Here is a 12,035-nt window from a genome sequence, read left to right as displayed (position 1 = left end):
TGTGTTTCTAAAAATGCTTTGATCTGTAATTTCCGTCTTCAGGGTAAAACTCTAAAAATTTTAGTGCTGACCCTGTCATTTCGCCTGGATACATAACGATAATGGGAACTTCAATTCTGTTGTATATTTTCTGTTCAATAGGTCCGAACCTTGTGTAGGGGTGGATCGCTTCCAGATCGGTTATAACCAAAACTCCATTCACGATTTCTTTAATATCTTCCTGCTTACTTAGTATCGCATTTTCAATAATTTCCTGTTCCTTTAAATTATTTCCCAAGCTATCAAACAATTCTCTCATTTCATCTTCTGAATCAGATGCATCTTTCCCGACTTCAATTCTGTAATCATCTGTCTGAAAAAAGTCCTTCAACACTTTATGAATAGAGAGTACAACAGGACTGAGTCCTTTATGTCTAACTATATCCAACCAGCCGTCGTTCAGTTTTTGTTTAACATATTGTATCCTTGAATTAGGAAATGTTAGGTAGCAAATTGTTTTACCACCACCATGATCAAGTGCTTTAGGCTCAACCAAGTAATTTAATAAATCTGTAAAATTTTTATCTATATTCATTTTCTATAAGTTGATCCATATTTTTATATTTCCACCCGATATTTAATATTTGTCCCGAATATTGAAAAATAAAATTTCCTTTAAAAGAAAGTTTCTCAATTTCACCTATTACCTCATAATTTGTAAGACCAAACAATTTCCACATCTCGACTTTTACAATTTGAGCATCACTTTTTCCCTGAAAATGAAATTCATGTATCAAATAATTAATTACGGTTTGAATCGGATAATTTGTTTTAAAATGCCCCTCTATATTCATTAGATCAAAATCCTTTAAACAGGAAATCAGATAAGAGGACACCCGCTTAATGATAGAATCACTCCATAACGGAACTTTATAATCCGACATGGCCTGCAGCAAGAAATTCCTAGCAGTTTCGGACTGTATTTTCTTGTGATTATTAATTTCAACCAGTTCAAAAATAAAATCTTTAAGAACAGGATTTGCTTTGGCTGTGTAGTATAACATAAGAGATCTCATACCCTCTAAACTTAGTCCGTTTTCTCTTAATTTTTTAAGATATGGAATAACATTTCCTGTATCGTTCCAATAACGAGGATAAAATACAAGGGTGATGATATCTTTCGTTCTTTTTTCCGTGGATTTATTTAAAATATTTTGTGATATACAGCGATTTAAGAATGATACTTTTGTATCATTCTTCTCATAAAACGCTATAAGTGTTAAGGTTTCATTGATCAAACCGGTACCCTTAGCTAAATTCGAATTGTATAAAAATTTAGTAACTTTCATTAATTCAGATAGGGGTGAATTTGATAATTGTTAAGAAACGCACGGTAATACTGCGCAGCAAATGTTTGAACAGTATCTTCACCGATATGATCCGCGCTTCCAATATTAATCGGGCCAGTGTTGTTTTCGACATTTAAGCCATCTGACAGTTCTTTTAACAATTTAACAGCTTGTTGTTCATTCTCAATTGTAACTTTCTCTGCAGAATTAGTTTTATAAATTTGCTCTTCTAATTCTATTGGCAATCTGAAAAGATGGTAATAATTGGAACCAACTTCATTGTCTGTTGAGAATCTCAAAGCCTGTACGAAATGGTCGGCGCCATGTTTAGTTGATTTGGGAAATATAAAAGTCAAAAAATCCCGTGATTCCGGTGCAAAAAACTCAGTATTCCACCATTTTTTATTTTCAATCATATAACCAACAGCCAAGCGTAATCTGTTGATTTTAATACTAACATCTTCTTTCATTGATTTAAATTTGACAGTTTATTAATTTTTGTTTCATCAAGCGGTTCTTAAATTGCTAATATAGCGATTTGCCGTAATATTTTCATACTAAAACTTTCTAATGTTTATTGTTTATCACGATGTCCAGCTATATACTTTTAAACTCTTTATCATTGAAAATAATCTAAAAATATTTCGAATGTAACTTCTGCAAAAGTAAAAACCCACTGTGCACTAGATGTGCATTTATTTGGAAATATCCGCAGAAGAAAAATTATTTTTATCCTTACTTTGTAGTAAATCTTCCAAATGATCAAAAGCGAAAAAAAACGTTTTGAGATCCGCTATAAATTTTTTAAGATGTGAAAAGTTATAGATCAAATTACCTTCCTCGGCTTCACTTATAGAAGTAAGATGTCGGGCATGAGCAATATAGTTTCGCAGTTTTTTAAGAATATAGGATGGGAACACCGATGAATCTAAAAGTTTACAATCAATTGCATATTCCAGGAGATCTGAAAACAGAAAAGTCTGAAAGGCATAAAGATTCCGTCTTTCATTTTCAACACGCCATCTTTTGCCGTCTTCTGCAGGCATTAGTGTTACATATCTTTTGGTCCAGTAATTTTGAGTATTATCGTCTTCATAAATTTCGCAGTCGCTCATCACCCGTACCCACTTTATAAAATCCTCATTCTTCAGGTCTTTTTTTATCAACAGACTTCTGAGATTATTTTCAAACCGAAGAAACGCTCTATATAATTCTACCAAAAGATATTCGCTGTTATAATCTACAATATGAACAACACCATAAATCTTTCCATCCTGTAGAACAAACCTGATCTCATTATGATCTACTTTCGTAAACTTTTTTATGGTAATCTCATCAAAAATAAGTTCGCCCGGGCTCATGCAGAGATCATCATTTATTTTTTCCTGTACGAAACCATCATCAGTCATTTTATAGATAGATTTCCTGTCTTGGGACGGTATATAGGAGATTGAATTTCTTCTGCATAAGTTCAAGAGTTTAGGAATATTTTTTTCGTCGTAACAAAGTAATTCTGTTACCGCAATATCTCCGATAGTTGCATTTTTAAGCCGGTTGATCATTCGTGTTGTTTTCAAGCGGCATAAATTTAATATTTTTAACTGAAATACACTACATTCAAAGTTTTGGAAATATAAATTGTAAAACACGCTTATTTCTAGCGATAAGAATAATAGTGTTAAGATGCTAATCGTCTGAACCTTTTTTCAACAAACGTCACATTATTTTCTCGCTCCCGCATCACAAAAAGTCCATGGTAAAATATCTACCAGTTATATCTCTATTTTCTCCACGACCTTAATTCCACAAGAACTTTTGTTTTATCGGTTATTGAAGCGAAGTTATATCATAAAAATCTTTCTCTATACTTCTAAAAAAATCAACTGATTTCGAAAGAATAAAATAAATTTCCATAGACAAAAAATCTGTCTAAAATGATATTGTTTTTTGTCAAAGAACCTTCGAAGGAGGTTCGAACAAACATCGAACAAACCTCGAAGGAAGAATATTTTTTTTCACTTAAAAAAAGTGCGGGATTTTACTGATTTTGTAAGATTATGAAACAGCATCCAACTTTGATTTTCGTACGGTAATCAGAGACACTAATTACGCTAAAATCTTGAACAGGGAATTCTATCCAAAAATAATTAATTTTTACTATGCAGATAGATTGCACCCTATTGTGTTTTCTTTGCAATAGTAAACAACAATCATCAGGAGATTCTGCTTCAAAGCAGAACGCCAACCGAGAGTTCATCCTCCACGGTGGCATAGAATGAGGGCTGCCTGCCAAAATAAAAGGTTAATTCCCACTATTCCCTGCTGATATAAATAAAAATTAATCTTAAAATTTATTTCTATGAGCCAGAGACAAAGCAGAACAATGAGAATGTACAGAACTACCGACTGGTCATTTCCAAGTACGGTAAGTCACAATGTGCAAAAAACAACAGACGAGTCAAAACTTTTTAATTCATCTCCAAAAAAGAAAAATTGTAAAAGGCACTACTGTGTTTCTGATGTCAGAATGGAGTTTAGTACAAAAACTGGAGGATATGAGTTTCTTAGTGAGACTGCAACAACTATTCTTCAATTAATTCTTTCAAAAAGAAAAGAAACAAATCTCTTTTTAAATTTAATGAATTTCTACGTTAATATTTGTCAAAAAAGAAAGTTGCCATCTTCACTAAATGATTTTATATTAATATTCCGGACAAGTGATAAAACTCAAACGGCAATAAGAGTTCTGATTCCGTACGTTTCAATGCAATGATCAAACAGTGTAAATATGAAAAACAGCATCCTCTATTTTGAGAAAGGCAATTTCCGGATCATCGGAAATGTGAACTTTTTGTTGCCGGATTTGGCAGAAGTGCAAATGATTTCACCCTGTGAGGGATTTACTTTACAGGGCGTTCCAAATCAATCAAATGAACCTGACGAAAGTAAGTTTGTAAAAACCTTGTTGGAACAGGCGTATGATCTCTGCAAAATTATCCAGAGTCAAAAAGAGCAGATCGCTTCTGATTTTAGAATACTTCTGGAAACCCTGGAAAAATTTAATAATAAAAAAGTCGAAGACTATCATCGCAACCGTGAGGAGTTGATGAAAATTTTTATGAAAAATCACTTCAGCACTTTTACCGATTCTTTCAATGGAAATACAAGCGAAGAAATATTCCGATTTCTCTCTCACTACTTCATCAAAAACGGTAAATGTGCTGATCTTGACATCAGAACCCGATTCACTGAAAATGCACAACCACCCATCTTTTCAGAATTAGAAGCAGACCTGAAAGAATATATGGAGAAAAATGAATATCAAAGGATTGAATTGCTGGCGGAACAAATCCTGACAAGAACAAAAGGAAAATACGACTGGTTTCTGCAACAGGAATTTTTGGACATAACAAATTTAGGATTATGATAAAAATAGAACAAAAACGCAAACAACTGTACACTAAAACAATATTAGATGATTATGGAACAACGCTGGAAATATGTGCGGTAAACGAATCTGATGACAATAATTTTATTGACCTGCAACTTTTGATACCCTATCAATTAAATGCGGAAATATATTGTGAGAAAGGATACAGTTTTGACGAAAAAATAAGAAAAATAAATGATCTGATGGAGGGGTTATATTATGCAGCACGGTGGATTTACAAAAGAAAAAATCAACCGCTTAACAATGAGAAAATGGGTGATGGACCTGCAGAACTGTGCGATCAATCAGATTATGAAAATGAAAAATCTGTAGATAGCATACTGTACACAGAAAAAATATTAGAAGGCTTTAAACCAAGGGATATCAGCGTGAGTTTAAGATCAAGAATTCACGATATGGTGCAGATGATTTTTATTGATGGGAAAGCGTACAACAAGTCAAGTTTTCCTATACAATTTATTTATATGGTGATGGGTATAAGGAAAATGTATCGATTTAACATGAACACATTACTAGACGGTCAACGATGCAGAATTTTTAATGAATTTTCTGAGAATAAAAAATTAAATCTTTATCTGGATTTGCATACCGGTATAAAGACAGAATTTGAAGAGCAAATAAAAGAATGGTGGAAAGAAAATTATAAAAATTTCACCCAATAAGATATAAAAATTCCAAATTATGACAAATAAAAAAAATTACAAGGGCATTATTAATATCGGACTTCAAAAAAAATATAGTGGTGTGTATTATAAGAAGGCGGATTATATTGAATTCATCAAGCGGTGGCAATTAGAAAGGACTGCAGATCATCAACTGATGTTTTGTCCGGCAGTTTATGAATTTGATTTTGTATGCGGAAACCTTACAGAAAAGCATCTTGCCTTGAAGTTCATCAATTATCCAAAACAGCTTGTAGGCAAAAAAACTTTTAGGAAGACGGTTTTAAACCTTGCATCCCAAATGATGCAAACTTTCTCTCAGAACAGGATTTTAATAGAATTCAGCGACCGCAATGTCCTGCTTGAGGCTGATGATGCGACAGATCCGAAAATAAAGTAACGGTAAGTTATGCTTCATATGAGACACAGAAATTAATACTATAAACAGCAAAGAAATACACCATGGAAAAAATAATCATCACCACTATTTTAGAGCATCAAATAATTTTCAAAATAACAGCTGATACTTGTGATTATTTTGAAGGCGAGTTTCTTTATCCATTCGTCGGGATGAAATTTGAATATTTTAATGATGACACCTACCTGGAAGAATACAGTCCAAAGGGATTGAAGATAGATGTAGTGGGTGTGTTTTTCCTCTTATATCATCAGTTAATTTCAAATTATGAAGCGATACTGGAAGAATCAAAAAATCATCCCGAACTAAAAATAAGTGTTGATGATAACGATCGGTGTGAAAAGACAGTAAATGAATATGCCCAAGAGAAATACAGACAATATATGCACGGTTATCCCGGGAACTATATCAGTAAAAGAATAAGAGAGAGTTTTTGCAAAAGCATTGTTAACCTTATCACACGACGGAAATTGGATATTAACTATCTATCTCCAAAAGATTATCAACGCGTATATAATGAGGTATACGAAAATAATGCTGAAAGCTTGATAAGTGACGAAATTTTGGAAGCCAAGAGCAAAAGGAAATGGTTTCAGGCACTATCGAAAGACAAAGAATACGGTAGTATTAGATTAAAAACTATAACTCAAATTATTATTAATCAAAATTTTTCATTTGAAGAAACTTGGGAAGTTCAAATGGACGTTTTTTTAAACCCAAAAGATTCACGAGTACCTTTATTTGTCGGAACCCAGTTTGGTATTACGCCGCGATTATCACCAGAACAATATGAGAAACTGGAAGGCTATAAAATAGCGATATTGGGAAAAAGTCAATTATCAGGACATGTAGCAGGTTTGGGCATTTATGAAATTAAAAATGGACAGAAAGTCCGCCTGGCATATTTCAATAATTAATTAATTCCCCTTCATAAAAAGAATTTATAAATCAGTAAAAAAAAATGCACCCATAATTATGATAATGAGAGAACAAGAATTTGAAGAACGATTTGCGATGGCAAGGGATGAAAAACTTATCGAAATGTTCAATCACGAGGTAGGAATTACGGCCTGGGGAAATGCAAGAGCAGAATATTTAGATGCAATGAGGTACGAATTTCTAAGAAGAGATTTTGACAGCAGTTTAATTATCACTAAAAATACCTTAAGACTTGCCAGAAAAATAAAACAGGTAAACGGAAAAATTGTTTTCCAAAGCGCAGAAATACAATAAATGTTATGTTAAAGACAATTCTACATATCCCCCATTCTTCAACGCACGTTCCTTTGAAAGATGGATACATTGTTTCAGATTACATCCTTGATCAAGAGATTTTAAAGTTAACCGACTGGTACACCGACGACTTATTTTCGTCGGAAAGTGATATGATCATTAAGGCTGAATTTTCAAGAATTTTCTGCGACCCCGAACGGTTTTCCGATGACGAACAAGAGTTGATGGCGCAGTTTGGGATGGGTGTACTTTACACGAAAAGTGATAATGGAGAAACCATTCGAAATGTTAGCCCGGAATTAAGAAATCAAATTTTAAATGACTATTATTGGCCACATCACAGTCAGCTTGCGAATACGGTCAGAAATCAGTTAGAGGAAAATGGCAGAGCGTTGATTATCGACGGTCATTCTTTTCCTAACATACCCTTAAACAGAAGTCTGGATAAATCCCCGAACCGACCCGATTTTAATATCGGAACAGATGCTTTTCATACCCGTCCTGAGCTAACTGAATATTCTCAATCATTCTTTAATGATAAGGGATATTCAGTAGGAATTGACTGGCCGTATGCAGGTTCTATTGTACCGATTGAATTTTATCAAAAAGAGAAAAAGGTGCAGTCGATCATGCTGGAAATTAACCGAAAACTTTATCTGAAAGAACTTACCAATGAAAAATCAGATAACTACTTACAAATTAAAAAAGTGGTGACAGAATTTTGTAAGGGTATGAAAATGTACTTCGACTCTTTAAAAATTACCAACTAAAATTGTATCTTGAACTTCTTTAACGGGAACTAAAAATGATTTTAAACACCAATATCCTCTTAGGAGCTGTAGCCGGTGATATCATCGGATCGACCTACGAATTCAATAATGTAAAAACCAAAGACTTCAACCTCTATCTTGAAAATTCTAAATTTACAGATGATACGGTGCTGACCATTGCAGTGGCAGATGAGCTTCTAAAAAACAAAGACTTTTCTGAAAATCTATGGAATTTTGCCTGAAGAGTTTTTCGAAATTATGATAGAGTTTGATTCAAAATACAATCAGTAATTAAAAAACACCTATTAATTATGTATGTCTTAACTTACTATATTTTTTTTATTCTTCCTGGTTTCCTGTGAAGCGGACAACACTAAAAATCATTAATAAATATTATATGAATAAAAACTTGTACTTTTTAATCGCACTATTTCTCATCACTATTAGTTGTGGAAAGAAGGAGCAAATGCGTTCAAAGGTTTATAAAAACTATAATACACAAGCTGATTCCGCCTTAAAATATGCTAAGAAGAATGGGCTCTCCACTGATTTTTTTATATTGGTGGACTTATCTCTTCACTCCGGAAAAGACAGACTTTACATTTGGGATTTTAAGAAAAAGAAAGTGACCAATTCATTTTTGTCTATGCATGGATCGGGCAAAAAGCGCAAATCAGATAACGTCACTTTCAGTAACGATCCTAAAAGTTACTCCTCTTCTCTTGGAAAATATGTAATTGCAGCCAACAAACAGATCAGCTTAAATTATGGTTTTAAATACGAGCTTGAGGGCAAGGATGCTACCAACAGTAACGCCGTATGCCGAATGATCGTACTCCACCCATCCAACTACGTTCCCAATAAGGAAGTTTATCCTAGAAAAATCGGAAAAAGCAGAGGTTGTCCTGCCGTTTCAAAAGGCGCTTTTAAATTTATTGACCGAAAAATTCAAAAAAGCGATCAGCAGGTTTTGCTTTGGGTGATTGGTTAAATAAATGAAATCTATGATGAATATTACTGATGCATTTATTAAAATCTCCATAGATTTTTATTGATCGCAACTTTCAGGTTAGGTGTTAACTAAGTTTTTACTAATGTTTTGAAGATGCGTATTTTAGATTAATACTTCAAATATTAATATTAAGAATTTATAGATTACTAAATTCAGCCGCAGGGCAATAAAAATACTTTCAAAAAATCCAAATAACACTTTAATTTTCGCATCGCCTAATATTTTTTTTTCAGCATCATCATTTCTTTTTTTTCTAATTTTATAGAAATTCATCTTTTCTAAAAAATTCTCATTCATTAAAAAACGAGTCCCGAAGTTTTTTCCCCTTTTGCAAAAAGGCAAGATCGTCTTTGTGGCTATAAACTTGAAAAGTTTGTGGGTACAAAGACACATCTTGCTATACAAAAACTGTTTTTTCTTTCAGACCTCTAAAAAATGGTGTGGATCATCTGTAATAAAATGACTTACAAATAGATATGATTTTTAGAGCTCTAAAATATGAAATATTTTAACCTGTACTTATTTTACGCAGGTTACCTGTATCTATTTTACGCAGGTTGGCCTTAGTGCTGGTATTATTTTACGCAGGTGACTTGTATCTATTTTACGCAGGTTATCGATATTGCTGATACTATTTTACGCAGGTGACCTGGATTTATTTTACGCAGATATTAATCATATACCTAGGTCTATTTTACGCAGGTTAGATTTATAAATATTATTAAAAGTTGCCCGTAGATTTTTGCTTTAGAAAAGAAAAAAAATTGGATCTGATTAATTTCTGAATAAATAAATCGCTAAATTTTCAGGGAAATACAAAATTTAATGAAGTTGCTTCTAAAAGATAAAAATCGTTAATCATTTCTGATACTTCTCTTTCATTATAAAAATGAAAATATATTTTCTATGTTTTACGCTAAACAACCTACCTACTTACCAAACATTAGATAATCAATTATTTAAAGGAATTTTTTGTTCTTACCTCATTCTACCTACTTACCGAGTGGCTTTAAATAGGTAACTTTAGGTAACTTTATTTAATTCTACTTACCTATATAACAATCTGACATAGAATCATTTAAAACCGTTAGGTAAGTAGGTAGTTGATTTTCTATTTATAAAATTAATCTGTGGTTTTCAACCGAATGAGGTAACCATAGATTTGTCTTTGTGGATGTTTTACTCTGGGAAATTTGAATGATGATAGCGCTCTCCCAATTTTTAAATGATTTAATCGAATTCCTTGCGTGCTCAAATCCATCATCACTTCGGTCGCAGTCTTAAATTCTTCCAGATTATCCGATGGTTCAAAAAACTTGTTGACCATTTCTTGTTCTAAAGTCATCTGTGTAAATCGCTCATTGCGCTTTTCGTTTTCGGAAATATCCGCTAATGTTAATTCCGGATTGAAATCTTTTCTTTTATAAGCATTGAAATAGGCTTGAGCCCATACTTTATCTATGTCGATTTCCAATGAATAATTAAAGTTGATTTTCTCGGTCACTTCAAAAATGATCCAGCGCACGCTGCCCGATTCATCAGTCAGAAAATCAGTTTTGTTAGTAGAACCAACAAAACTGCAAATCCGCTCCAAATATTCTGATTTCCTCGCATAAGGCAATCTTTCGTTGATGTGTGTTTTCGAAATAAATGCTTTCAACGAATTGATATCTGCTTTTGCTAAAACTGAAAGTTCATCTAAATTGATAATCAAATTTTTACACAGTTTAATTCTGCTGTCTTTATCCAAACCGATATCTTCCGAGAGATAATTCATCAATTTTCTCGGAATAAAAAATCTCAAAAAAGTTGATTTGCCACTATTTTGAATAGTATTGGCGAGGACTAAACAATGTTTATTTATTTTTTCTTTTTCTAAAGCACATAAAACTGCTCTGGTAAACCATCTCTCCATATGATAAAGAAAGGCTTTATCATCATTGGTTTTTACGTAACTACAAAGGTTTTTAATGTGATCGTCGCCGTCCCAATCTTCCAAACTTTCAAAATATTCCGAAATGGGATCATATTGTTCAATGAGATGACTTCTTACCAGGATTTCCAATTTATTCATTGGGATATCAATTCCGGATTGAATGAGTTCGATATACAATGAACTTAAGTTCAAACTCGACCATTTTTTATCTAATGATATTTTGATTTCAAACTCCAGAGATATCGTATTAAATCTCAAAGAATACTTAGAATTAAGATATTTCAGCGTTCGATCAAATATAGTTTTGCTTACTGCACCAGTTTGATACAGCATTTTATCTTCCTCCATAAAAGATTAGGTATTTGGGAAGCAGAAACAAATAATTGCTATATTTGTACTTCACTTCCAAGTGAAACAATACATTTAAGCCCAACTACTGCAATAGTTGGGTTTTACTTTTTTCGTAGAGAAAACTCCACAGCTTCCTGTTGGATTTCATCATTAGATTTATGGCTGTTTTTTAACAACCAAGTATCAATTTTTTTACGTTCGAAAAAGAGAACTTTTCCGTTGGGTTTAGAAAAAGGAATACTGTTGGTATGAACCAACTTGTAGATATAGGATTTCTTGAATCCAGTATAATCAGATAATTCCTCTGTGTTGAGAATTTCTTTCAGTCCGAAAATATGTTTTTCGATACGATTGAGTTTGTGTAGAATGAGTTCATTTTCCATTTGTATCGTTTGATTGATTTATTGATACAAAAGTCAACATCATAAACTTAATGGGCAATACCAGAAGTTTGCAAAAGGCTAAATACTATTACTTTGGATTAAAAACGGTTCAAAAAAAGTCTAAATAAGATTAATCTGGGCTATTCTGGATTGTATTTGCTTAAAAGTGAAAAATTAGGTTTTAAAACTCAGATTTTTCTTTAATGTAACATACTTCAAAGAAAAATACTCACATTTCCAACGTAAGTTCCGGAATTATTTCTGCTGCTTCTTTCATTTTACTGTCCACGATTTTAGCATAAATCGCAGTTGTTCTAATTTCGCGATGTCCCAGTCTTTTTGAAACCGTGTAAATATCTGCACCGTTTTCCAGTAATAGCACGGCATTGGTATGTCTTGCAGAATGAAAAGTAATGTGCTTTGGTACTGCCGCGCGATTGCACCAACGGATAATTTCAGTGTTATAAGTCATCCCATATTTCAAACCTTTA

The 12,035-nt window shown here is 32.9% G+C and carries 16 protein-coding genes and 1 riboswitch; of the genes, 9 read left to right on the top strand and 7 right to left on the bottom strand.

Translation table 11 applies throughout. The features are described 5' to 3' along the window. Nucleotides 1-7: 7 nt before the first annotated feature. The 4 genes from ACEYOS_RS07890 to ACEYOS_RS07875 all read right to left on the bottom strand — a co-directional run bounded on the left by ACEYOS_RS07890 (nt 8) and on the right by ACEYOS_RS07875 (nt 2,890). The gene (locus tag ACEYOS_RS07890) at nt 8-574 is read right to left on the bottom strand and encodes a BREX protein BrxB domain-containing protein (RefSeq protein WP_373707969.1); all 567 of its coding nucleotides are present in this window, start codon (nt 572-574) and stop codon (nt 8-10) included. Then, nucleotides 561-1,328 carry a BrxA family protein gene (locus tag ACEYOS_RS07885; RefSeq protein ID WP_373707970.1) on the bottom strand — a complete coding sequence of 256 codons (768 nt, stop codon included), beginning with the start codon at nt 1,326-1,328 and terminating at the stop codon, nt 561-563. The genes ACEYOS_RS07890 and ACEYOS_RS07885 overlap by 14 nt, the downstream gene beginning before the upstream one ends. Next, nucleotides 1,328-1,798 carry a BrxE family protein gene (locus ACEYOS_RS07880; RefSeq protein WP_373707971.1) on the bottom strand — a complete coding sequence of 157 codons (471 nt, stop codon included), beginning with the start codon at nt 1,796-1,798 and terminating at the stop codon, nt 1,328-1,330. The genes ACEYOS_RS07885 and ACEYOS_RS07880 overlap by 1 nt, the downstream gene beginning before the upstream one ends. Nucleotides 1,799-2,023: 225 nt before the next feature. Further along, nucleotides 2,024-2,890: a hypothetical protein gene (locus ACEYOS_RS07875; protein ID WP_373748097.1), complete on the bottom strand. Its 867-nt coding sequence runs from the start codon at nt 2,888-2,890 to the stop codon at nt 2,024-2,026. A gap of 643 nt (nt 2,891-3,533) precedes the next feature. Then, nucleotides 3,534-3,635: riboswitch (SAM-I-IV-variant riboswitch) on the top strand. A 52-nt stretch (nt 3,636-3,687) separates the two neighbouring features. On the opposite strand from ACEYOS_RS07875, the gene ACEYOS_RS07870 reads away from it, so the two are divergent. The 9 genes from ACEYOS_RS07870 (at nt 3,688) to ACEYOS_RS07830 (ending at nt 8,853) form a co-directional block, all read left to right on the top strand. Further along, entirely contained in the window at nt 3,688-4,101 is a 414-nt protein-coding gene (locus tag ACEYOS_RS07870; RefSeq protein ID WP_373707973.1) for a hypothetical protein, read from the top strand. A gap of 15 nt (nt 4,102-4,116) precedes the next feature. After that, nucleotides 4,117-4,755 (top strand): hypothetical protein, encoded by a 639-nt coding sequence (locus tag ACEYOS_RS07865; protein WP_373707974.1) that lies wholly within the window; start codon nt 4,117-4,119, stop codon nt 4,753-4,755. Further along, the gene (locus tag ACEYOS_RS07860; RefSeq protein ID WP_373707975.1) at nt 4,752-5,441 is read left to right on the top strand and encodes a hypothetical protein; all 690 of its coding nucleotides are present in this window, start codon (nt 4,752-4,754) and stop codon (nt 5,439-5,441) included. Before ACEYOS_RS07865 ends, ACEYOS_RS07860 begins: the two co-directional genes overlap by 4 nt. 19 nt (nt 5,442-5,460) lie before the next feature. Beyond that, a complete protein-coding gene (locus ACEYOS_RS07855) occupies nt 5,461-5,841 on the top strand; it encodes a hypothetical protein (protein WP_373707976.1) in 381 nt (126 codons plus the stop codon). Nucleotides 5,842-5,903: 62 nt separating this feature from the next. Beyond that, nucleotides 5,904-6,776 carry a hypothetical protein gene (locus tag ACEYOS_RS07850; protein WP_373707977.1) on the top strand — a complete coding sequence of 291 codons (873 nt, stop codon included), beginning with the start codon at nt 5,904-5,906 and terminating at the stop codon, nt 6,774-6,776. Nucleotides 6,777-6,840: 64 nt separating this feature from the next. Then, nucleotides 6,841-7,092: a hypothetical protein gene (locus ACEYOS_RS07845; protein ID WP_373707978.1), complete on the top strand. Its 252-nt coding sequence runs from the start codon at nt 6,841-6,843 to the stop codon at nt 7,090-7,092. 5 nt (nt 7,093-7,097) lie between these two features. Beyond that, nucleotides 7,098-7,862, top strand: a complete 765-nt coding sequence (locus tag ACEYOS_RS07840) for an N-formylglutamate amidohydrolase (protein WP_373707979.1) — start codon at nt 7,098-7,100, stop codon at nt 7,860-7,862. Between the two features lie 35 nt (nt 7,863-7,897). After that, nucleotides 7,898-8,104, top strand: a complete 207-nt coding sequence (locus ACEYOS_RS07835) for an ADP-ribosylglycohydrolase family protein (RefSeq protein ID WP_373707980.1) — start codon at nt 7,898-7,900, stop codon at nt 8,102-8,104. Nucleotides 8,105-8,259: 155 nt separating this feature from the next. After that, a complete protein-coding gene (locus ACEYOS_RS07830; protein ID WP_373707981.1) occupies nt 8,260-8,853 on the top strand; it encodes a murein L,D-transpeptidase catalytic domain-containing protein in 594 nt (197 codons plus the stop codon). Nucleotides 8,854-9,997: 1,144 nt separating this feature from the next. On the opposite strand, the gene ACEYOS_RS07825 is transcribed toward ACEYOS_RS07830, so the two are convergent. The 3 genes from ACEYOS_RS07825 to ACEYOS_RS07815 all read right to left on the bottom strand — a co-directional run. After that, nucleotides 9,998-11,158, bottom strand: coding sequence for a VapE domain-containing protein (locus tag ACEYOS_RS07825; RefSeq protein WP_373707982.1), 1,161 nt, complete (start codon nt 11,156-11,158; stop codon nt 9,998-10,000). Nucleotides 11,159-11,262: 104 nt separating this feature from the next. Next, a complete protein-coding gene (locus tag ACEYOS_RS07820) occupies nt 11,263-11,544 on the bottom strand; it encodes an AlpA family transcriptional regulator (protein WP_076387087.1) in 282 nt (93 codons plus the stop codon). Between the two features lie 229 nt (nt 11,545-11,773). Beyond that, nucleotides 11,774-12,035 (bottom strand): tyrosine-type recombinase/integrase (locus tag ACEYOS_RS07815; RefSeq protein WP_373797554.1); only part of this gene is annotated, 262 nt, incomplete at its 5' end.

The organism is Kaistella sp. (genome assembly GCF_041824135.1).
Taxonomy (GTDB): domain Bacteria; phylum Bacteroidota; class Bacteroidia; order Flavobacteriales; family Weeksellaceae; genus Kaistella.
The sequence above is the reverse complement of the archived record's forward strand: the minus strand, read 5'-3'. Positions and strand labels throughout refer to the sequence as shown.

Excerpts from the sequence above, each read along its gene's own strand:
- ACEYOS_RS07865 (WP_373707974.1), top strand. The coding sequence starts at position 4,117 with ATGAAAAACAGCATCCTCTATTTTGAGAAAGGCAATTTCCGGATCATC.
- ACEYOS_RS07835 (WP_373707980.1), top strand. The coding sequence starts at position 7,898 with ATGATTTTAAACACCAATATCCTCTTAGGAGCTGTAGCCGGTGATATC.
- ACEYOS_RS07875 (WP_373748097.1), bottom strand. The coding sequence starts at position 2,890 with ATGATCAACCGGCTTAAAAATGCAACTATCGGAGATATTGCGGTAACA.
- ACEYOS_RS07890 (WP_373707969.1), bottom strand. The coding sequence starts at position 574 with ATGAATATAGATAAAAATTTTACAGATTTATTAAATTACTTGGTTGAG.
- ACEYOS_RS07850 (WP_373707977.1), top strand. The coding sequence starts at position 5,904 with ATGGAAAAAATAATCATCACCACTATTTTAGAGCATCAAATAATTTTC.
- ACEYOS_RS07845 (WP_373707978.1), top strand. The coding sequence starts at position 6,841 with ATGAGAGAACAAGAATTTGAAGAACGATTTGCGATGGCAAGGGATGAA.
- ACEYOS_RS07860 (WP_373707975.1), top strand. The coding sequence starts at position 4,752 with ATGATAAAAATAGAACAAAAACGCAAACAACTGTACACTAAAACAATA.
- ACEYOS_RS07825 (WP_373707982.1), bottom strand. The coding sequence starts at position 11,158 with ATGGAGGAAGATAAAATGCTGTATCAAACTGGTGCAGTAAGCAAAACT.
- ACEYOS_RS07885 (WP_373707970.1), bottom strand. The coding sequence starts at position 1,328 with ATGAAAGTTACTAAATTTTTATACAATTCGAATTTAGCTAAGGGTACC.
- ACEYOS_RS07870 (WP_373707973.1), top strand. The coding sequence starts at position 3,688 with ATGAGCCAGAGACAAAGCAGAACAATGAGAATGTACAGAACTACCGAC.
- ACEYOS_RS07840 (WP_373707979.1), top strand. The coding sequence starts at position 7,098 with ATGTTAAAGACAATTCTACATATCCCCCATTCTTCAACGCACGTTCCT.
- ACEYOS_RS07830 (WP_373707981.1), top strand. The coding sequence starts at position 8,260 with ATGAATAAAAACTTGTACTTTTTAATCGCACTATTTCTCATCACTATT.
- ACEYOS_RS07880 (WP_373707971.1), bottom strand. The coding sequence starts at position 1,798 with ATGAAAGAAGATGTTAGTATTAAAATCAACAGATTACGCTTGGCTGTT.
- ACEYOS_RS07820 (WP_076387087.1), bottom strand. The coding sequence starts at position 11,544 with ATGGAAAATGAACTCATTCTACACAAACTCAATCGTATCGAAAAACAT.
- ACEYOS_RS07855 (WP_373707976.1), top strand. The coding sequence starts at position 5,461 with ATGACAAATAAAAAAAATTACAAGGGCATTATTAATATCGGACTTCAA.